Annotated in this window: 19 protein-coding genes and 1 pseudogene; 11 read left to right on the top strand and 9 right to left on the bottom strand. The window is 45.4% G+C overall.

The window, feature by feature from the left end; all coding sequences use genetic code 11:
* Positions 1-983: pseudogene (locus J2Z65_RS30530) on the top strand (IS110 family RNA-guided transposase); the annotation flags it as partial.
* 289 nt (positions 984-1272) lie between these two features.
* Here the strand turns inward: J2Z65_RS30530 and J2Z65_RS30525 are convergent.
* The gene (locus J2Z65_RS30525) at positions 1273-2019 is read right to left on the bottom strand and encodes a 3-oxoacyl-ACP reductase family protein (RefSeq protein WP_167068161.1); all 747 of its coding nucleotides are present in this window, start codon (positions 2017-2019) and stop codon (positions 1273-1275) included.
* A gap of 75 nt (positions 2020-2094) precedes the next feature.
* Positions 2095-2655, bottom strand: coding sequence for a TetR/AcrR family transcriptional regulator (locus tag J2Z65_RS30520; RefSeq protein ID WP_167068157.1), 561 nt, complete (start codon positions 2653-2655; stop codon positions 2095-2097).
* Positions 2656-3453: 798 nt separating this feature from the next.
* Between J2Z65_RS30520 and J2Z65_RS30515 the strand changes: the two genes are divergently transcribed.
* Positions 3454-4443, top strand: coding sequence for a ketoacyl-ACP synthase III (locus J2Z65_RS30515; protein WP_167068154.1), 990 nt, complete (start codon positions 3454-3456; stop codon positions 4441-4443).
* A gap of 7 nt (positions 4444-4450) precedes the next feature.
* Here J2Z65_RS30515 and J2Z65_RS30510 read toward each other — a convergent pair whose 3' ends face one another.
* From J2Z65_RS30510 to J2Z65_RS30500, 3 genes are read right to left on the bottom strand one after another with little or no spacing between them, the layout of a single operon-like run.
* Positions 4451-6250 (bottom strand): glycosyltransferase, encoded by a 1800-nt coding sequence (locus J2Z65_RS30510; RefSeq protein ID WP_167068151.1) that lies wholly within the window; start codon positions 6248-6250, stop codon positions 4451-4453.
* A gap of 31 nt (positions 6251-6281) precedes the next feature.
* Positions 6282-7004: a glycosyltransferase family 2 protein gene (locus tag J2Z65_RS30505; protein WP_167068148.1), complete on the bottom strand. Its 723-nt coding sequence runs from the start codon at positions 7002-7004 to the stop codon at positions 6282-6284.
* Positions 7005-7016: 12 nt separating this feature from the next.
* Positions 7017-7766, bottom strand: coding sequence for a sulfotransferase domain-containing protein (locus J2Z65_RS30500; RefSeq protein WP_167068145.1), 750 nt, complete (start codon positions 7764-7766; stop codon positions 7017-7019).
* Between the two features lie 285 nt (positions 7767-8051).
* On the opposite strand from J2Z65_RS30500, the gene J2Z65_RS30495 reads away from it, so the two are divergent.
* The 3 genes from J2Z65_RS30495 to cysC all read left to right on the top strand — a co-directional run bounded on the left by J2Z65_RS30495 (position 8052) and on the right by cysC (position 10270).
* On the top strand, positions 8052-8459 hold the full coding sequence (locus J2Z65_RS30495; protein ID WP_167068142.1) for a hypothetical protein: 408 nt from the start codon (positions 8052-8054) through the stop codon (positions 8457-8459).
* A gap of 131 nt (positions 8460-8590) precedes the next feature.
* Positions 8591-9631 (top strand): glycosyltransferase family 4 protein, encoded by a 1041-nt coding sequence (locus J2Z65_RS30490; RefSeq protein WP_167068140.1) that lies wholly within the window; start codon positions 8591-8593, stop codon positions 9629-9631.
* Positions 9632-9658: 27 nt separating this feature from the next.
* On the top strand, positions 9659-10270 hold the full coding sequence (cysC, locus tag J2Z65_RS30485) for an adenylyl-sulfate kinase (protein ID WP_167068138.1): 612 nt from the start codon (positions 9659-9661) through the stop codon (positions 10268-10270).
* A 401-nt stretch (positions 10271-10671) separates the two neighbouring features.
* Here cysC and J2Z65_RS30480 read toward each other — a convergent pair whose 3' ends face one another.
* Positions 10672-11385 carry a glycosyltransferase gene (locus J2Z65_RS30480; protein WP_167068136.1) on the bottom strand — a complete coding sequence of 238 codons (714 nt, stop codon included), beginning with the start codon at positions 11383-11385 and terminating at the stop codon, positions 10672-10674.
* A 267-nt stretch (positions 11386-11652) separates the two neighbouring features.
* On the opposite strand from J2Z65_RS30480, the gene J2Z65_RS30475 reads away from it, so the two are divergent.
* The 6 genes from J2Z65_RS30475 to J2Z65_RS30450 are packed head-to-tail and all read left to right on the top strand — an operon-like array spanning position 11653 to position 17274.
* Positions 11653-12639 carry an SDR family NAD(P)-dependent oxidoreductase gene (locus J2Z65_RS30475; RefSeq protein ID WP_167068134.1) on the top strand — a complete coding sequence of 329 codons (987 nt, stop codon included), beginning with the start codon at positions 11653-11655 and terminating at the stop codon, positions 12637-12639.
* A gap of 12 nt (positions 12640-12651) precedes the next feature.
* Positions 12652-13362: a sugar phosphate nucleotidyltransferase gene (locus J2Z65_RS30470; protein WP_167068132.1), complete on the top strand. Its 711-nt coding sequence runs from the start codon at positions 12652-12654 to the stop codon at positions 13360-13362.
* Positions 13362-14309 carry a GDP-mannose 4,6-dehydratase gene (locus J2Z65_RS30465; RefSeq protein WP_167068130.1) on the top strand — a complete coding sequence of 316 codons (948 nt, stop codon included), beginning with the start codon at positions 13362-13364 and terminating at the stop codon, positions 14307-14309. The genes J2Z65_RS30470 and J2Z65_RS30465 overlap by 1 nt, the downstream gene beginning before the upstream one ends.
* A 31-nt stretch (positions 14310-14340) precedes the next feature.
* Positions 14341-15435 (top strand): non-hydrolyzing UDP-N-acetylglucosamine 2-epimerase, encoded by a 1095-nt coding sequence (gene wecB, locus J2Z65_RS30460; protein ID WP_167068127.1) that lies wholly within the window; start codon positions 14341-14343, stop codon positions 15433-15435.
* The gene (locus J2Z65_RS30455; protein ID WP_167068124.1) at positions 15425-16414 is read left to right on the top strand and encodes a polysaccharide biosynthesis protein; all 990 of its coding nucleotides are present in this window, start codon (positions 15425-15427) and stop codon (positions 16412-16414) included. The genes wecB and J2Z65_RS30455 overlap by 11 nt, the downstream gene beginning before the upstream one ends.
* Positions 16411-17274 carry a dTDP-4-dehydrorhamnose reductase family protein gene (locus J2Z65_RS30450; RefSeq protein ID WP_167068121.1) on the top strand — a complete coding sequence of 288 codons (864 nt, stop codon included), beginning with the start codon at positions 16411-16413 and terminating at the stop codon, positions 17272-17274. The genes J2Z65_RS30455 and J2Z65_RS30450 overlap by 4 nt, the downstream gene beginning before the upstream one ends.
* Before the next feature lie 131 nt (positions 17275-17405).
* On the opposite strand, the gene J2Z65_RS30445 is transcribed toward J2Z65_RS30450, so the two are convergent.
* Genes J2Z65_RS30445 through J2Z65_RS30435 form a run of 3 tightly spaced genes read right to left on the bottom strand, consistent with a single transcriptional unit; the run spans position 17406 to position 20127 of the window.
* Positions 17406-17684: a hypothetical protein gene (locus tag J2Z65_RS30445; RefSeq protein WP_167068118.1), complete on the bottom strand. Its 279-nt coding sequence runs from the start codon at positions 17682-17684 to the stop codon at positions 17406-17408.
* Positions 17685-17698: 14 nt separating this feature from the next.
* On the bottom strand, positions 17699-19072 hold the full coding sequence (locus J2Z65_RS30440) for a glycosyltransferase (RefSeq protein ID WP_167068116.1): 1374 nt from the start codon (positions 19070-19072) through the stop codon (positions 17699-17701).
* Positions 19069-20127: a GT-D fold domain-containing protein gene (locus J2Z65_RS30435; protein WP_240160067.1), complete on the bottom strand. Its 1059-nt coding sequence runs from the start codon at positions 20125-20127 to the stop codon at positions 19069-19071. Before J2Z65_RS30435 ends, J2Z65_RS30440 begins: the two co-directional genes overlap by 4 nt.
* Between the last annotated feature and the right edge of the window lie 12 nt (positions 20128-20139).

Below are 20139 nucleotides of genomic sequence, written 5' to 3'. Positions count from 1 at the left end.
CTAGATGATCAGAATTACTTCTACATTGTTGTTAATCCAATTCTGTCTTATCAATCTAAAAAGTCTTCGAGCTTACGTAAAGTAAAAACAGATGCCATTGATGCCTATGCCTTATGCGAATTTTTTTACAAGGAGGACTTCAAGCATCGTAAGAATAGAGGAGTGCAGTTACTAAATCTGCGCAATCTCACAAGACAGCATGTATCGGTAACAGGACAATTTGTTCAGATCAAGCTTCAATTCCAAGCGGTGTTAGATCAGGTATTTCCGGAGTTTAGGGGCGTTTACGGCGCTTTGTACTCTGTGGTGTCGCTGCAAACCTTGTTAGCCTTTCCAACGTCTGAGGACGTTCTCAGTGCAGGTGAGGCTAAATTAACCGAGAAGATTGCGGTTTTATGTGCAGGCCGTTCAGAAAATGGGCTAAAGAAAAGGCTCAGAAGCTCATGGCAGCTGCAATTCGAAATCCGTTTCGAAAAGCGCCATATCAAAGTCACTTATTTAGTATAAATATGTATATTAGCATGCTCCTCCATTATAAAGAGCATCTATCGACCCTAGAAAAGCAAATAGATGCACTCGCTAATGAAGTTGAAGAATATGAGATTATCCAATCCATCCCCGGCATCGGTCAGAAAATCGCGGCAACGATTATCTCTGAAGTTGGTGAGATTGATCGGTTTAATCATCCTAAAAAGCTCGTTGCCTTTGTTGGCGTAGATCCCAGTGTTCACATCTCGGGAAAGTTTACGGCTACGATTAATCGGATCACAAAACGTGGCTCCAGCAGACTCAGGCACGCCTTGTACATGGCTGTGCTCTGCGGGCTGAGGCGTACTGGGAGTAAGAAGCTCAAGGCTTTTTACGACAAAAAAATGGCCGAAGGAAAACCTCACAAAGTAGCGATGATCGCATGTGTGAACAAGTTACTACATTGGATATTTGCCATGCTTAAACGAAAAGAAGCATACCTTGAGTTGATTTAATTGGAAATCAAACGAAATCAATGAAAAACTTTCCAAAGTAATTTTGGAGGGTTATTTGGCATGCTCAGTAATTAGTATAGCACCATCTTCTCGATTTTCTATTGAAAAATCTTGACAAGTTATTAGCTGGTTTACTTCAACAGACATAAGCAATCGTTCGTGTCAGCCATCGTACGAACTCCGCCTTGACCCTCTTCTACTCTATTAACAAAATCTAAACTCCCTTCCTTTATCCTTTCAAAGCGAAAATAAAAATAAGGGTAAGCTACGCTTACCCTTACCCCAAAGTTTAAATCATAAAGCCTCCGTTAATATCGAGCGACGCACCGGTAATATAGCTTGCTTCCGGGCTGGATAAGAATATAACCAAGCTAGCGATGTCATTTGCGGTACCATATCGTCCAAGAGCGATCATATTCTTTAAAATGGAAGCCATAGAACCTTCAGCAGGATTCATATCGGTATCAACCGGACCTGGCTGAATATTATTAACTGTTACCCCTTGCGGTGCTAGATCCCTAGCAAGACCGCGAGTCATAGCGGCGACTGCGGCTTTGGACATGCTATATAAACTCATTCCGGGAAAACCGGTTACATCGGCATTTACACTGCCTATCGTAATGATTCTGTCACCACTTTGCATTTGGGGGCCGGCTGCTTGAATGGCAGCAAAAACCGCTCTAACATTAACAGCAACCGTGCGGTCGAACTCTTCCATTGTAAATTGGTCATATGGTTTAACATCAAGGATCCCTGCATTATTAACCAGTATATTTAAATGACCGAAAGTTTTAATCGCTTGAGTAACTGCTGACTTCACCGAGTCGGCATTTTCACTATTGGCTCTAATGGCCATAGCTCTCCCACCCTCAGCCTCTATGCTCTTAACCAATTCATTAGCTTTCTCAGCAGAATTGGCATACGTGAACGCTACAGCTGCGCCGTTTTTAACCAACCTTTTAACAATCGATGCCCCAATACCGCGAGAACCGCCCGTAACAAATGCCGTTTTTCCATTTAAGAAATTTGAATTCATGATATCTAGTCTCCTTTTATGTGATTTACATATGAATTTTAAGGGAATGATCATTCCAAATCAGAACAAAAAAAATTATCGTAAAAAATAAAGAGAAGTCTCTAAAATGGTATCCAATGTTTTTCGATCTGCAGCCGCGGAGGTGATGGTTATTCCATTCGTAACGTTTACAAGATATTGAGAAAGATCACGTAAATTGGGATTACCTTTTATTTCTCCATTGGCAATTCCGCGTGTAAGCAATTGAAAGAAAGCTCTTTCTCTTAAGTTGTTATTCGTACTAACTCTTGCTCGAACTTCCGGATGCTCACTCATTTCCAAGGATGCATAGACTAGTAAGCAAGTTTTAACACTATTATGTTCAAACAGTTTATTGAAAAACCTCAATAGCACTTCTTTACAAGTGCCCGGTTCATATAAGATGGAAGTAATATCGCTCGTTTTCTCCCCATAGCGATCCAGTGCCACTAAATACAAGTCTTCTTTACTTCGGAATGTCTGATAGATGCTGCTCCGATTTAGAGACAACGCACTCACCAAATCCTGCATGGATGTACCCTGGTAACCTTTTTCTCGAAAAACATCAATTGCCTTATCGATTGTCTCTTCTATCTGAAATGTTTTTAGTCTAGACATTATTCATCATCCCCTGTTACGTATGCTATCTCAATTTAGACCCACTGTCAATATTTTCGGAAACGATCATTCCAATACAAGTATATCAAAGATGCTGAGTCACATTCTTTGTTAAGTTGAACGAATAGAGGCTTTTTCATTCATCGGAACTATCCTGCCAGTTAGTTGATCGGATCTCACAGAAACGAAAACAAGCGATGGTTCGGTTCCATCGCCACGCTATAGTTCCCAGTTAGCGGAATATTTAATCTACCTCTACTCAGTTCTAGGGTTTGTGATAAACCGATAATTTCTATAAACTCGGCTTCAGCAACACGTCTTTGTCCTTCCAATTTGACGTAAAAGTTTAGTTTCCCGTTAGAACTACGAAAAAATATTGTTATAAGAATAAAAAAGGCGCATCCACCAAAAAAGAAACTTCGAAAGACCATTATCCAATTAACTGATCCTTCTTCAAGCAATAGACATCTTCCAGTAATTATTCAAGAGGGTTTACAAATTACTGGACAGCCCCCAAGTGAATTTCTCTCTCACTCGGGGAGAAAATATCAAATTTTTGGCATAACTACATAATCCCAGAATGGGATTATGCTGCTGTTGTTTAAATCCAAAAATAGCTATTTGCCAGTCGAATGACCTGCACGAGTTTTCCACAAAACTAGTCGGATTTATTCACAATTTAGCCGTGAATCCAATTGTGCAAAACAACAATTGACAGCCATCCTGTTTTCCAGTAAAGTTTAACTTATAATTAGTACCTGGTACTAATACTTGATAACAAAAAGGAGCGAGCTTCTTATGCCAGTCTCGAACCCTCTGCATGCCCGTATCTCAGCAATAGGCAGCTATGTGCCTTCGCATATTTTAAGTAACGCCGATCTGGAAAAAATGGTGGATACGAATGATGAATGGATCGTTCAGCGCACCGGCATTCGGGAACGCAGAATCGCCGCCCCCGAACAATTCACCAGCCATTTATGTATAGCTGCCGTGCAAAACTTGCTGGACCGATATCCGGAATCGCTGAACGATGTGGAACTCATCATTGTCACTACGCATACGCCAGACCTGCCCTCAACACCAGTCGCATGTATGATTCAAGCTCATTTCGGCCTTCCAGCTGTTGGCGCCTATGATCTTAACGCAACCTGCGCAGGGTTTGCCTATGCACTCCATACTGCAAGCGGACTTGTCGCGGCAGGCTTGCATCGCAAGGTGCTCGTCGTAGGCGGGGACTCCATGTCCAAAATCACAGACTACACGGACCGCTCGACCTGCATTCTATTCGGCGACGGCGCCGGGGCGGTGGTCGTGGAACGCGAAGATGAAGAGCCGGCCTTCCTAGCCCACCATGTTGGCTCGGACGGCGCCGGAGGCAAGCATGTGTACCGCACCGGCCTCGCTGAGCAGTGGCAGGACATACCGCTCACAGGCAGCGGAAAGCTTGTCCAAAACGGCAGCGAGGTATATAAATTTGCGGTATCTACGGTTCCGCAAGGGGTAGAAAAGCTGCTTGCGAAGAGCCGCATGCAGCTTGATGATTTGGATTGGTTCATCCCCCATAGCGCTAACTTACGGATGATTGCTTCTATCTGTGAAAGAAGCGGTATTCCCTTTGACAAAACGCTGTACAGCCTTGAATATTACGGCAACACCTCCGCCGCTTCGATACCGTTAGCGTTGGATCTTGGCGTCAAAGAAGGAAAAGTGCGCGCAAAAGATACGCTTCTGTTATATGGTTTCGGCGGCGGTTTAACCCATGCAGGCTTAATTATCCGTTGGGGATAAAGCACGGCTACAGCTTGCACAGCGTCTCAAACCCGTCAATGACCATGGGATATCTTCGCATTTGACCGATTCTGGCTTTCTCCTCTTGTATCTTTAAATACGATGGCTCATCGGGAGGGAGAAGCTTCGTAACATCCAATTTATGCGCTAAACGATAGCTGGCTCTTTCCAGAAGTGATACGAAGGTTTGTTTAAAAAGTCCGAATTCTCTTGGATTCTCCTGACAGAGTGCTTTGTACTGCGTAAGAATCTGATTCAGTTCATACAAAGTTTTCGCATTTGGAATTAAATTAAGAGCAAAGATTTGGACGTCGATTACTTTATGTTTCATTTGAAACTTGTAATAATTCAGATTAGCTTCATCCACAATAGACGCGGAAATGGGATGCTCCTGGTGGTAAGTCCTCATACTGCCGAGATTTACAAATAAAGCCCCCATTGTAAACAAGCGATAGCCCATTTCCACGTCATCCCAGCCATAGCCATCCCACTCCTCGAAAAAACCGGCCTGCCCAAGAAAGCTTCTCCGCACAGAAATGTTCCCGGTATAAAAGAAGATCCATGGAAACATAAACCCAGACAAATGGTCTCCATGATGCTGGAGAACTTCTTTCTGGTAATACTCCTCATGCGGCTTCATAAAAGACAAAGCATTAAGTAATTGTACATTACCTACATCTTCTTTATTTAAAAGCGTGGAGATTTGGGGATTGCTTATATATTTCCGCCATTTCTTTGTATAATCCCGCTTACACTTGCTCATTAAAGCTTTCATCTGTTCGAACTGTACGCTGCTAAATCCAGGATGAATAAGCGAGTAGACGCCCCTCAAATGTATAGTCCCTATTGCAATTTGGCGATCACGCCTTTGATGAGCCAGCACATGCTGTTCAATAAAGTCAGGGCCAACAAGCACTTCGGCATCCAGGAAAATGATGATTTTCCCGATCGCCGCTCGTATCCCCATATTTCTTGATCGGGGCCTGCCCACATTCTGCTCACACTTTATATATTTGAACACAAAAGGAAACCCATTCTTCTGCGCGATCGAAGGCGTTGAATCACCGGATGCGTTATCCACCATAATGACCTCTACTTTGGAGAGATCGAAGGTCTGATTTTGGAGGGAATACAAGGTCAGTAAATTATAGGGATACCGATTGTATGAGGGGAGCACGAGGCTAACCTCCATGGTTCTCTTCCATCCTTGATGTACGAGAAGATTCGACTTGCCATTCGAATACCAATACAGTCCAATTTCCTCACCGGATAGCGAAGAATGCATGCAGCAGCTAACTTGCCCTGGCGTTCTGGCGTGATTCCAAATCCTTAACTCCTTCATCTCACCTTGAAAACAACCATATGGCGAACATCCTCCCAAAATAAGTGACGGGTAGACCTTGCTTTTGATGCTTGGCAGTCCTTTTTTGACGAATCTTCCATTCACATAGAGAGAGGGCACCTGATCTTGATAGACTAGGGCCACATGTATCCACTGGCTTATGGAAACAGGATAAACAAGGACAGCAGGCAGATGATCAATGGAATGTTCATAGACCGAGATCCCATTCACCCCAATGGAAATGCCTACACCGGCTTCATCCCCTTGCTCTCCGCAGGCCGGTCCGATGAAGTACAACTGTCCCGTGTTTCCGTATATGCCATAAGATGACTCTGCGTCCAGACGAATTCCGGCCCCAGCCGGCTTCACCCAAAATTCATAGGTAAAAGAATTGGGGAGCTCTCTAATGACATTCTGAATGGTCGTAGATTCATTCCCGGAGAACGATATCGGTTCGTGCCGCATATAGGATTCACCCTTTCTAACGAACAGGAGCTTACTTCATTTCGTTGATTAAACGTTCGAGACTTGCTTTATATTTTTCATTAACCGCTTGAATCTCGATCCATTGTTTCTGACTATACACAACGCTGCCCATAGCATCATGCACACGATACAGAGTCAGTGATTCATTCAGCGAATGAAACTTATAGACTTGTGCAGCCCTTTTCCAGTAGTCAAAATCGTGCGTATACGGAAGGGTTTGATCAAAGAGTCCGACCTTTTGGAACACTTCCATTCTCATCATGATCGTCGAGCCGTTCACAGGGCAGCTGTTCACCAGATGCTTTAAAAAGTAGAGCCGGTCTTCAAAATGAAGGCCAACATTCGTCCTTGTGATTTGATCGTTCCCATCGATGAGATGGAAGTTCGTGTAGCTAATCGCGGCATTATGACGATGCATAAAGTCGACTTGCTTTTCTATTTTTGTAAGCTCGTAGACATCATCAGAACTCAACCAAGCGAACAGATCACCTGTTGCCCGCTGAATGCCCGCATTTAAAGCAGTCGCCGTTCCGCCGTTTGCTTTCTCCACATAAACGATCTGAGATAAGTACGGCTTTACGAGATCGGTATGCATGGTGGATCCATCACTGACGACAATGAGTTCGATATGCGGATAGGTTTGCTTCAAGACGCTTTGAATCGCCCGCTCTACATAAGGACAATTATAAAAAGGCATTACGACAGATACTTTCGGCATGCTACGCTTATCCATGAGCTCCTCCCTTCACCAATCCTTGTTCTTGGCTTGCCCTAATTCAATCAATAAATCTCCCGCTACCTCTTTAAATGCATCCTTGATTTCGTGATCAAAGGCTTTCTCCCAACCTCCGATTTTGCCCTCTCGAAATGTAGGCGATCCGAAAGGATTGATATTGCTTTCCATTCGACCTACCATCTGCTCTATTGATATAGGAGGAGTGCGTCCTTCCCACAAGTATTCGGCTATTTTCGTGATCGTCGCTCTGCGAGATGCTGGAGATTGCATCAAATCTTCGAAGGAAACCGTGCATACGCCCGGTTCATCCAACCACCCCAAAAACAAGCGGTAATAGTCCGCAAGATGGGGATATTCGATCTCAGGAATACCGTAAATAATTTGCATGTAACTTTCTTTCAGCGGGAGGTTCGGATCTGCGAATGAAAACGGATAGGGGATGGTTCGAACAAAATGAACAAAAGAAACGAGGATATCACGTAAATCCCTGATCATAAAAATTTGTTTCATCTGCAATTGCCGAAACATGGCTGCCCACTCCGGCATATGGTAGATATGTCCCGTAATCATTTCATTGTCTGCGGCACCGCGCAATACTCCATAGTGCGTCTGGACCTGGTTCGCGTTTCCTTCATACATATGTTTGAATTCATCATGCGTAACATCGGGTATGCCCAGCAGAATTTGCAGTAACAAATGGGTTCCGCTCTTGGGAATCGTATTTTGAAAGAATCCAGGAAGCTTTGAAGGTGTAGTCACAGAACTCCCCCCTTCTCAATTAATCAACGGTTGCCGTCGTACAAAACATATCGATATTATACACAAAATGGCATAAATTGGATTGTACAAGAACCTATTTTTGCTCAAAAGTCTGAACTCAGCGGCAAGCTGTTTTAATAGGAATGAGAGTCTCTCTATGTTTCTATCTATATTTGTAAAAATATGTTATTTGTACAGTCAATCTATCAATTTGCTTCATAGATTAAGAGCAGCATCATAGAAATTCCTTGATGGTGCATGTTATGAGGAGAGGGGGGATTCACCATGGTCAAACAAGTCGTTGATGCTTTTCAAAGTGTTCCTTCTAACGCAACAGGATCGATTAACAGACCGATTCCAGCAGCGCCAGGAAGCATTGTATTAGCCGATTTTGGTCTTACGTACCCAGCTAATACGAGTGTGTTTCTTGATGTCACTGTTGGCTATGCGGCTACGCTCGGATTTCCGGATGTGACATTTCGTATCATCAGAGACACACAACCGATCTTCACAATAACTTCAAGAACTTTGGCATTACTTGAGCAAGGCAATATTTCTTTTAATACAGTGGATATTAACCCGCCAGCGGGCAGCCACGATTATCGTTTAATCGCCGAAGTAACGTCTGGTCTCTTAACAGCTGCAACTGTCGTAGGCCCGGTCGCTTTCAGCGGCATTGCACTTGCCCCGTAATAAACAATAGACCTGGCCGCGGCTAGGTCTTTTTTGCGTAAACTTTCCATATTAGAACAAGCGTCCACTCCGACTAACGACCTTACTCATAAGATATCTCACATCCGATTGTATAGGAGGGAGATAGAGCGATGAAATTTACATTCCCTATTATTACGTTGTCTATGGGAGGCGCTCAGCGAATGCTCGCCGAACTCGTCAATGGTTTAGTAGAAAGAGGGCATGACGTAACGATTCTAATGCCGCGCTGCGGAATTATCGAATACGCCATGAAAGCAAGAATCATCCGTACTCGCCAGCTTGATTACATCGACGTAGATGAATTCCCCCAAAGCGACTTCATTATTTCAAACTACTACACCATCGTCTCCGGTTCGCAAGTTGCCAGTGAGCAAGGGAAGGGCGTGCATATCCGGCTAAGCCTCTGCTATGAGCCTTCTTTTCTCCCCAATAATGATATTACTTTCCGTACTTATCATTTAACGAGACATCTTCTCGTTCTGTCTGCTTGGCAGCAGCAATTAATTGCTCTAAACCACGGCGTTATGGGGCATATCGTACCGGTAGGTATCAGTCCTTCCTTTCGCAATGAACATGTCCGCGATCGCCAGAGCAGACTGCACATATCCGCCATATTAAGAAGGCCTGAATGGGGACATGTTTGGCATCGGGAGCAGGATTATTTGCTCTACCACCTCCAACTTATCAAAGAGCAATACCCTGATGTGTCAATCAATATCTTCACCCCGCCTTATGAATATTCGACTTCTCCTTATCTGCAATCCCTAAAAAAACAATACGATTTTCGTTTCCTGCAACCTGTGGACGATAAAGCCATGAGCCGGCACTATAGTGAAGCGCATATTTTTGTTAGCTCATCCACGTATGATACAGCTCAAATACCCGGTTTAGAAGCCATGAGGTGCGGGGCTGCCCTTGTTACTACCTATGCCGGCGGGAATATGGATTATTGCCGCAACGGCGATAACTGTCTGCTTTCGTATCGGTATGAAAACAATTTATCCGCTAATATCCGTCAATTAATCGAGAACCCGGCATTGCGAAAAAAGCTTGCAGCCGCAGGGGAAGAGGAAGCCGCGAAATGGACATGGAAGCGAAGTCTGGATAAGTTTGAGGATGCCCTTCATGCAATCACTGGTAAAAGAATATAAGACACTTTGGATGAAAGGAGGTGCGTAATGACTAACAAACACATTCAGTGGCAGCCATCCATAATAACGCAGATGAACCGTCAGCTCATGAATGGCCACAAAAGCTGTGTACTGTGGCTCACTGGCTTATCGGGCTCCGGGAAATCATCGTTGGCCTATGAAGTCGAAGGCATCCTTTATCAACACGGTGTCCGTGCTTATGTCTTAGATGGAGACAACCTGCGGCACGGTATCAATCGAAATCTTGGATTTTCCGCTGAAGATCGAAGTGAAAACATTCGCCGGACCGCAGAGGTTGCTAAACTCATGGTCGATGCAGGTGTGATCACGCTGGTAGCGCTGATTTCCCCTTACCGGGCGGACCGGGAATTGGCGAGATCTTTATTCGTCTCCAATGATTTTATCGAGGTTTATGTAGATTGCCCCTTACATGTGTGTGAACAGCGAGATCCGAAGGGGCTTTATGTAAAGGCAAGGTCCGGTATTATTCCTGATTTCACTGGCATTACATCCCCTTATGAACCGCCTATTCAACCGGAAATCACCATTTCCTCGAATCAACTGCCCCTACGGGAATCAGCTGCCTGTATTCTCGATTATTTGATAGCTCATACCCTCATCCCCTATCCTCAAGGATAAACGACTTCGTCGTCCTATTAGGACGAGCGCGTTTGTCAAGGTAGATGCGAAGCAAAAGTATAAAACTTATACTTTCTTATCTACTAATGAGAAAAACCTAGCCTGCGGCTAGGTCCTTGTCTGCCCTGCCATAAATAGGGGAACTCCATTCCCTTATTTATGTAAATAGCGAAATTTTGTGGGTTTGGGGGAACTACAGGCTCTTATTCCACCTCCATTCTATTGTCCAAATAGGTGTCAAAATGGCGAAATAGCGGACCCTAGTTCCCGCTCCCTCACGCAAAGGGACCTTTTTGGCAAAATAGCGGCCTGTAGTTCCCCGAAATGCTATCATGTTGAGAAAAACCACCCCCCGCCATAATGGCATTTTCAAAGATACCTCATGAACCTTGGGTGTTTTTTTATTTGCGAATCAGCGCCTCTAAGGATTTTCTGTAGTTATATTGTACTTGATGAATTTCTTTCGTGATGGACGAGGCATATTTCTGACTCCCCATTTCGGGATGCACACGGTACAACACAAGCGGTTCATCCAAGTAATAAAAGTCATATTTATGCAGGAGCCGCATCCACATGTCATAATCCTGGGTGTATTTCAGACTTTCGTTGAATAAACCGACTTCATTCCATACATCCATGTTCAGCATCACGGTACAGCCATTAATAAAACATCCTCTGAGCATCGTTTTAATAAATTGCCCCCTCTCCGGATAAGTGATTCCTGCCTTTCCTCCCATTACCCTGCAGTTATTTGAATCGATATGATAATAAGCGCCGTAGCTAACCGAAACCCCATGCTCCTGCATGAAAGCTACCTGTCTCGCTACTTTATCAGGTTCATAGAGATCGTCGGAGCTAAGCCAGCTGAAATACTTTCCGGAAGCCCGCCTAATTCCCGCATTTAGGGCACTGCCCGTCCCTCCGTTCCTTTTGGCCAAATAGACGATTCTTCCCAAGTAGGGATTGATTTTGTCCAGATGTTTGGAAGAACCGTCATTCACAACAATGACCTCAATATGGGGATAGCTTTGTTTAAGCGCACTCTCTATCGCTTGATGAACATAAGCGCAGTTATAGAAAGGAATAACAATCGAAACAAGCGGATCCTGACTCACGGTTTTCTCCTCCCTTACCTAATTGCTAGATTCATCCTCCTTGTACATAGAAGATCTTCAATATGTTATTGCTATGGTCTGCTAAATGTTCCTGGCCTGGCTTAGTTCGAGTTATACGTCTATATAGAGATAATTACTCGCAGTTTAGCGTACGAATCGAAACTTTTTTACATACCCATTTATTGGATAAAATGGGATTGAGTCCACTACAAAACTTTCAACTGCGAATAATTTGTTACTATATGTTGAAAAGGAGTGAAACCGTTCATGATGAGAGGTAAACATGCATTGGTAACAGGTGCCGCGGGCTTTATCGGCAGTCATCTCGTTCATCAGCTTGTTCTTGAGGGGGCCAAAGTGCGAGCCTTTATTCGATATAATTCCAGTAATTCACGTGGCTTTATCGATACGCTTCCTACTAACATTCAAAAAGAGATTGAAGTTATTAAAGGAGATTTGCGCGATCCCCATGCCGTATATCGTGCTGTCAAAGGGAACGACACCATTTTTCACCTTGGCGCATTAATCGCCATTCCTTATTCCTATCTCCATCCCAATGATGTTGTGCAAACGAATGTGCTCGGCACCTTGCATGTCGCACAAGCGGCATTGGAATTAGGCACATCCAGACTCGTTCATACATCCACAAGCGAAGTTTACGGCAGCGCCCGATATGTACCAATGGATGAGACTCATCCACTGCAAGGCCAATCTCCTTATTCGGCCAGTAAAATCGGTGCGGATAAAATTATCGAAAGTTTTTGCTGTTCTTACGCACTGCCGGCCGTAACGGTTCGCCCTTTCAATTCCTACGGTCCTCGTCAATCCATGAGAGCTGTAATACCTACGATCATTAATCAAGCACTTCACCAATCCGAGATTGTGCTCGGTAACTTAACGTCATCCCGGGACCTTACCTTCGTAGAAGATACTGCCCGTGCTTTTGTATGCGCAGCCGTTCATGATGAAGCCATCGGACAGGTCATTAATGCGGGATCAGGAACAGAAATATCAGTCGGCGAGTTAGCGGACAAAGTCAAACAGATAATTGGACGAGAGCTCCCTGTACGTGTAGCAGACGAGCGTGTACGTCCGGAGAAAAGCGAGGTCGACCGCCTCTTCTCCGATAGCAGTAAAGCAGCTTCGCTGATCGGTTGGAAACCAACCGTCACCCTGGAGCAAGGCTTAGCCCGAACGATCGACTGGATAAAAAGCCATCCAGAGCTTTATCGTCCAGATGAATATGTAGTATAAGGGGATGATTCTGTGGAAGTTGTCATAATGACGGGAGGAAAAGGGATGCGTATGGCTCCCTATACAAAAGTACTGCCGAAAGGATTATTACCCGTCGGAGAGCAGCCCATTCTAGAGATTATTGTAAAACAGCTTCGTAATTATGGCTTTACCACGATTACCATGGCATGCGGCTATTTATCCGGACTGATTCAAACTTATTTCGGGGATGGAAGCTCTAGAGGCGTCGACATTTCTTATCATGTCGAACGTGAACCCTTAGGCACGATTGGTCCATTAAAGTGTCTCCGGCGGATGTCAGGACCTTTCTTGCTTATTAATTGCGATGTTCTCACAACACTAGACTTCGCTAAGTTTAGAGATTTTCACATCCAAGGAGGCAGTTTGCTTACCATTGCCTCCCAAAAAAAAGGAATTCCAATCCAGCTTGGCGTTCTCGAAACGAAGGAAGACTACGTGACTAACATCGTCGAGAAACCAACTCATACCGCTTGCGTAAGTATGGGCATTTACATGATGAATCCAGAAATCACCGATTATATCCCAACCAATGAGTTCTTTGACATTCCTGATTTGATACATGCCGTTTTAGCGGCTAACGAAAAGGTTCGGCATTTCGAAAATAATGATTTTTGGCTTGATATCGGGTGTCCTTCCGATTATACCCTTGCGAATGAAGAGTACAGCAAAATTAAAGCCTTATTGCTTCCCGGTGAATCCTGATGACGGAATCTCCACTCGTTCTGTTAACGGGCATAAACGGATTCGTCGGACAGCATATGGCCGCCTTTTTATTTGCTCAAAATATGAACGTTCTGGGGATTGGACGAAGCACCAGCTGCCCCCTTCAACACGCACATCTGCAGTACGTCTCAGGCGATTTGACGCAAGTTTCCTTCGTCAAACAGCTTCTGCAAGATCATAAGGTTACCTACATCATCCATCTTGCAGGAGTAAACGATGTGAACATTTCGTATGCCAGCCCTGCTGAAGTCATCCATGCGAATGCCTGGGGAACACTGAATATCCTGGAAGCCGTAAGAACTTGTCCGGATAAGCACCTCCGTGCCTGTTTGGCTGTCGGTACGGCCTATGAATATAAGCTTCAAGATGAGCCTTTAACCGAATCATCGCAGCTTCAGCCTGTAAGTCCTTATGCATGGAGCAAGCAGCTGATGTCCTCTCTCATGCAAATGTATGGACGCGTTTATTCGATTCCCACCGTTGTCGCAAGGACGTTTAATCTGATCGGTCCCGGACCTGCAGCAGGCGTTTGCGCGCAGCTTGCCAAACAAGTAGCTAGGATGGAAAAAGGCCTCATCCCTCCCAAACTCGTTATCGGAAACATGGACGTGCAGCGGGATTTTCTGGATGTGCGCGATGCCGTCGCCGCTTATTTCTCGCTTTTGCAAGTAGCAGCGGGTTCACCTGGTGAAATCTATAATGTATGCAGCGGAACAGCTTATACGATCCGCGCCATTGTTAGTTTGCTAGAGCAATATGCCTCTGTTCCGTTTGAAGTATCGATTCAGGAACATTTACTGCGCCGTCAGGAAGCCAGCGTTGTGCTTGGGGATGCTGCGAAGCTGAAAGATGCTTCCGGCTGGGAGCCAATAATTCCATGGCAGCAATCCATCTTGGATACATTAAATTATTATCGGAATCTATAACGGAACTTCACATAATAAGGAGGCATTCGATATGAAAATCATGACCGTTCTAGGTACACGTCCGGAAATTATCCGGTTAAGTTTAGTGATATCCAAACTCGATCTCCTTGCCGATTCACATATTCTCGTACATTCCGGACAAAATTATGACCGTTCGTTAAGCGACGTATTTTTTGACCAAATGGGAATTCGAAAACCGGATGTTCACATCCAGCTTCAAGCACAAACCGTTGGTGAGCAGATTGCCCAAATGTTCACCCAGGTCGAGAAGGTGCTGATCCAAGAGAAGCCGGATCGAATGCTCGTGCTGGGAGATACGAATAGTGCACTAACAGCCATTATTGGCGAACGTCACGGCATTCCTGTTTATCACATGGAAGCCGGGAATCGTTGTTACGATACGCGTGTGCCTGAGGAAATCAACCGTAAAGCCATTGATGCAATCTCTACCTGCAATATGCCTTACACGCCTGGTGCTAGGGAGAATTTGCTCCGAGACGGAGTCCCTCCGCAGCGAATTTGGATGACAGGCAATCCGATTTATGAAGTTATGCAGCACTATAAAGAGCATGCGAACAGGAGCACCATTCTTACAGACTTGGGACTGCAGGATAAAGGCTATCTTCTTGTGACGGCACACCGTGCGGAAAATGTGGACGATGCTTCCCGCCTGCAGCAAATTGTCCAAGGTTTGAATCTATTGGCAGACGACCTTCAGGTGCCTATCATTTGCAGTACGCATCCAAGGACGCAAGACCGGCTGATCAAATCGGGGATAACCGGCTATAATCCTCTCATTCAATTTCTCCCTCCTTTTGGATTTTTCGACTTTCTGAAACTGCAAATGCATGCGGCCTGTGTCATTACAGACAGTGGAACGGTTCAAGAGGAAAGCTGCATTCTCGGTGTCCCTGCTGTCACGATTCGGCAGAGCACGGAAAGACCGGAAACTTTAATTTGTGGAAGCAACCTCCTTTCCGGGCTTGTACCTGAACGCATTCATGCTTGTGTTAAGTTAATGCTGAATTCCCATCTTACATGGGATTATCCGGAAGGCTATCTGGACCCTCATGTTTCTTCGAAGGTTGTCAATATTGTGCTGGGAGGACAAAGCTATGTTCACTAATCAAACGCTTCTCGTGACCGGAGGTACCGGGTCATGGGGACAGGAGCTTGTTCGAAAGCTGCTGTTGGAACAACCAAGGGAAATACGGATCTTCTCCCGTAACGAATTCACGCAAGTACGGATGCAGCGCGAATTTCAATTTAACCCAAAGCTTAAATTTATTATTGGCGACGTCCGGGATCTGGAAGCGCTCGATGCAGCTTGCAAAAACGTAGATTACTTATTCCATTTAGCTGCCCTCAAGCATGTTCCTGTCTGTGAGGACCAGCCGGATGAAGCACTCAAGACCAATGTCAAAGGAACTGAAAATGTCATTCGGGCCAGCATACGAAATCAAGTCAAAAAAGTTATCGATGTTTCCACAGACAAAGCTGTGAATCCAATAAATTTTTATGGAATGACCAAGGCACTCGGTGAGAAACTGATGATTCGGGCCAACAGCCTCGACACCTCAACCCGGTTTGTCTGTATTCGAGGCGGGAATGTGCTCGGCACCAACGGAAGTGTTGTCCCTTTTTTCAAGAACCGCATTCTGCAAGGAGAAGATCTCCCTCTCACAGATAAAGAAATGACTCGCTTTTTCCTAACTCTGTCGGAAGCCATTGACCTGCTGTTAAGTGCCGCACGTGCCGCTATTGGAGGAGAAACCTTTGTCATGAAAATGAACGCCTGCCGGATTACCGACATCACCGATGTTCTCCTCGACCGCTTATCTACCAAGACGCTTCATGTCAGAGAGGTCGGCATCCGTCCTGGTGAGAAGCTTCATGAAGTGCTGATCTCCGAGCATGAAACCCCCTATACCTATCAGTATAGCGATAAGTACTTCGTCATTCTTCCTTCTAATGCTGACCCTGATCTCTATAGCCACTATAACCATCTGCCTAAAACGATGATTACACAGTATGCTTCGAATGACCTGCTCATGAACACAAACGAAGTTCAAGAAATGCTTGAACAAGGAGGTTTCCTTCCATGAAGCTGCTCATCATCGGGGGCCGTGGCATGGCAGGGCACATCGTAAAACAATATTTCAGCGCTCAACCTCATGTTGAAGTCTGGGATACCGCACGAACCGCACTCCAGGGAGATCCCCATTCCTTAGCGTTGGATATCCGGGATACGGGGCGTGTGCAGGAACTGCTTGACTATATCAAACCTGATGTCGTGATTAATGCTGTTGGCCTTCTCAATGAGGAGGCTAGGCTGCATCAGGCTGAGGCGATAGAAGTAAACAGTTTGTTTCCGCATTTACTGGCACAATGGGCAGAGCTTTACTTCTTCAGGCTTATTCATATTAGTACAGACTGCGTATTCTCAGGTCTGCGGGGGAATTATACCGAATCCGATACTGCCGACGGTGCGACGATATATGCCAAAACCAAAAGCTTGGGCGAGGTAACAGGTCCGAACATCTTAACGATCCGCACCTCGATTATCGGCCCAGAATTAAAAGAAAATGGGATCGGACTGTTCCATTGGTTCATGCAGCAAAAAGGTGAGATCCCCGGCTATGGCCAAGTATTCTGGAATGGCGTGACAACTTTGGAGCTTGCCAAAGCAATTCACTGGTGCCTCCGGCATCCGGCGATTCACGGACTTGTCCACTTGGCAGGTCAACCTAAGCTTTCCAAATATGAGCTGCTGCAGATGCTGCAAATGCAGTTTGCTAAAGATGACGTGACTATTTGCAGAAATGACCAATATGTCTCGGATAAAAGCCTTCTCACCACTCGGACTGATTTCACTTATGCCGTTTCTGATTACCCTCGGATGATCGCCGAGCTGCACGCTTGGATGACCCTTCACCATCAAGGACTATACAAGTACCAAGGATAAACGAATTCGTCGTCCTTTTAGGACGAGCGCGTTTGTCAAGGTAGATGCGAAGCAAAAGTATTAGAAAGAAACCTCGTCTTTTCGTAATAGCCGCATCACGACATCACGAAAGAGAGGTTTCTTACTCTTCATTAAGAGGCTGAATACATATGCTCAAATCCATCCTCGAATCCTTTGTTGAAGCCATCCGAGTAGCCTGTATCGTATCCTTTGTCAAAGCCTTGATTATATCCTCCGCTTCGAATCAGCGACAAAGTGGATCTCCGTTTCTTGACGATCTTTCTAAGCCGTTTTTTTACAATTATTTTTTTCGGTTTTACTTTGGTTCTTATTTTGCGTTTGGAACTCAGCGATTTGCCCTTCCGCGGTGATCCAGCACGCTTTCGGCGTGCAGTTCTTTTAACGCTCATCGTACCTAACTCCTTTATACGTTATTCGCTACAATTGAGGCTGGCGCAATAATAGGCATTCCTTGTGCATATTGCTCCAAAGATTGCCCGTCGATCGTTACTTGATGCCGCTCCTTCAAATGCCAAAACAACATCGCCCAATCATTGATAAAGCGGTGCAGCTTATCGCCTTTGACTTGATAGACGATGTTTTCGGAAGTTCTGACAAGCAAGCCGTCCGGAAACGGTCCTTCTGTCTTCACGACTTGAGCCAGATGAGCCAACTTCTCCTCCACAGCCTGTGAAGAGATCGGGGGACCGATGCGCCAACTCCGCAAGTCAACCTGAGAGATACGGCTTGCAAGAAGCGACATCCCCCCTTCGATCGGATGCCGGATGCCATTTTCAACCCAGTACAACTGCGGCAACACACCTCGAACGATCGTATGGCTCGGATAGAAGTCATTCATAGAGGCCGTGCTTCCGCCCAACTTCTGTTGAACCTCATGAAGTAAGCTATGCGAGTCACCCCACTTGCGCGAGTAAAAGTCGAGGTTTTTGCTATACACTTTCTCGAATTGATCCCCCAGCGCCTTAATGGAAACACTGCCGACATGGTGAATAAAAGTGTCTTTGGCCACGACGAGTTCAAGTCCCATCATCCGTGCTCTGAACCCGAAATCATCATCCTCGCAGTTGCCGATTTCGAAGCCTTCATCCAAATAACTGAGACGCTCGAACACATTACGCCGCATGAGCACGCAGAAGCCTGTTAACCTCCCTGCAGGCACCCACTTTCCAGGGTCAGACTTATTAAACGCCTTTGCGAAGCGGTGCATCTCCTCCGTAGAGGTGTAATGTGTCTCAATCAACTGCTCGCCGCTGATGTAATTGGTAACAGGCCCGACAAGGCCGATCTTCTCGCTGCTATGCAGACAAGTCAGCATATTGGTCAGCCAATTCTTCGTTACGATCGTGTCGTTATTGAGGAAGAGTAGCGTATCACCTCGCGCCAACCTGAGCCCTTGATTCGTTCCGCCGGCGAAGCCGAGGTTCGATTTAAACACGCGATAGCGAACCTTCCCCTTCAATGACTTCAAGTAGGCGGCGGTATCGTCGGTTGAAGCATTATCAATAATAATGATTTCGAAAGGCTCTGGTGTATAAGCATAAATACTGTCTATGCAGTTCTGAAGATGAACCCGCTGATCATTCGTCGTGACAATGATAATGCTAGTGCCTCCAAAAGGCTGAGAATAGCTGACAACACCAGCTTCCCAACCGTTTTGATAACCATAGTCATGAGCGTTGTCATAACCCAGGTTGTAGCCCATGCGGTACAATTGATTAAATTTTTTGCTTCGCTTAGATCTCCTTGCCGTGAACGACCGTCTTTCTATTCTTCTCACCTGTAAGGCGCCTCCCCTTTGACAATAGCATCCGCCAAATGACCGAAATCAATAGCGACTTTGCCCAAAGCCGATGCAATCCACTCTGAGATAATAACCGCTGAAATGCCTGCGGACACGAGCGCGATATCAAATTCATGCTGTTCGATAGCTGACTTAATCCTTGGGATGTCCTTTACACCATGAACCGGTGAAATTTCGCCTACAATTTCAACATGATGTTGGCGAAGCACATCCCCGAGCTGCGGTGCAAGGTTGCCTACAAGTAAAACCCGGCGGCCTTGTGTAATACGGGACAAATACCCCGTCTGATAGATATAATAATTGACTAATGAATCCGTTAATGTAAGTTGATGATAGTCGATATTTTCAAGTTTAAAAACAGCAAACGCGAGCGGTTGAAAGTTTCGTACGCGCAGCTTCGGGATTCCTACTATAGTCGCTCCGCGCACCGCTGCCAGCAGCTCACCCTTCACTTCCAAATCGGGTACTTCGACGCCTGCATACGGAAGAAAAGGCCCATCTTCTTTAATTTGCTCGATGGACATAACCGTCTCTTGCGCCAAGGTCAACAGCTCCCCATCGCCCAATCGAACTAGGGAAAAAGGAGTGCGGTTATTTAATGCGGCAATAATTCTTTCGCCTAAGTCCTGTGCTGTAACCAGATGAAGGATTTGCGGGCGCAGATGCTCGACCCCGACAGCAATGATTTGTTCGATAGACACTTCCGGCAGTATCTGATAATCTGGCAGACATTTATCAACGAAGGCATCGCCGCCTGCATGTTTACCATCCAGGAAACCTTTACCGAAGCCCTTATCATAGCCATGATCAAAGCCGCTGTTATAAGTTGGCAGCCCTTCTTGGAGCGATTGCGTTACGGGCGGTCGTACGTATACAACTTTCAACCGCTTCGACTTGGAACGCTTCCGGAGTTTTTTCGCAGCAGCTGACCGGAATTTTCGTTTACGGCTGCCTTTTGAGTTGCCTGATGAGAAAGAGATCATATAACCTTTACGCTTCGCATCACGCTGTTTCTTTTGAAGGGGTAACATCGTATCACCTGC

This window comes from Paenibacillus aceris, assembly GCF_017874035.1.
In the GTDB taxonomy this organism is placed as follows: domain Bacteria; phylum Bacillota; class Bacilli; order Paenibacillales; family NBRC-103111; genus Paenibacillus_E; species Paenibacillus_E aceris.
Note: the sequence above shows the minus strand (reverse complement) of the source record. Positions and strands in the feature narration are given on the sequence as shown.

Coding starts and splice junctions, on each gene's coding strand:
- J2Z65_RS30505 (WP_167068148.1), bottom strand. CDS start 7,004: ATGGATAAGCGTAGCATGCCGAAAGTATCTGTCGTAATGCCTTTTTAT.
- J2Z65_RS30510 (WP_167068151.1), bottom strand. CDS start 6,250: ATGCGGCACGAACCGATATCGTTCTCCGGGAATGAATCTACGACCATT.
- wecB (WP_167068127.1), top strand. CDS start 14,341: ATGAAAATCATGACCGTTCTAGGTACACGTCCGGAAATTATCCGGTTA.
- J2Z65_RS30520 (WP_167068157.1), bottom strand. CDS start 2,655: ATGTCTAGACTAAAAACATTTCAGATAGAAGAGACAATCGATAAGGCA.
- J2Z65_RS30465 (WP_167068130.1), top strand. CDS start 13,362: ATGACGGAATCTCCACTCGTTCTGTTAACGGGCATAAACGGATTCGTC.
- J2Z65_RS30445 (WP_167068118.1), bottom strand. CDS start 17,684: ATGAGCGTTAAAAGAACTGCACGCCGAAAGCGTGCTGGATCACCGCGG.
- J2Z65_RS30525 (WP_167068161.1), bottom strand. CDS start 2,019: ATGAATTCAAATTTCTTAAATGGAAAAACGGCATTTGTTACGGGCGGT.
- J2Z65_RS30490 (WP_167068140.1), top strand. CDS start 8,591: ATGAAATTTACATTCCCTATTATTACGTTGTCTATGGGAGGCGCTCAG.
- J2Z65_RS30515 (WP_167068154.1), top strand. CDS start 3,454: ATGCCAGTCTCGAACCCTCTGCATGCCCGTATCTCAGCAATAGGCAGC.
- J2Z65_RS30455 (WP_167068124.1), top strand. CDS start 15,425: ATGTTCACTAATCAAACGCTTCTCGTGACCGGAGGTACCGGGTCATGG.
- J2Z65_RS30495 (WP_167068142.1), top strand. CDS start 8,052: ATGGTCAAACAAGTCGTTGATGCTTTTCAAAGTGTTCCTTCTAACGCA.
- J2Z65_RS30475 (WP_167068134.1), top strand. CDS start 11,653: ATGATGAGAGGTAAACATGCATTGGTAACAGGTGCCGCGGGCTTTATC.
- J2Z65_RS30450 (WP_167068121.1), top strand. CDS start 16,411: ATGAAGCTGCTCATCATCGGGGGCCGTGGCATGGCAGGGCACATCGTA.
- J2Z65_RS30435 (WP_240160067.1), bottom strand. CDS start 20,127: ATGTTACCCCTTCAAAAGAAACAGCGTGATGCGAAGCGTAAAGGTTAT.
- cysC (WP_167068138.1), top strand. CDS start 9,659: ATGACTAACAAACACATTCAGTGGCAGCCATCCATAATAACGCAGATG.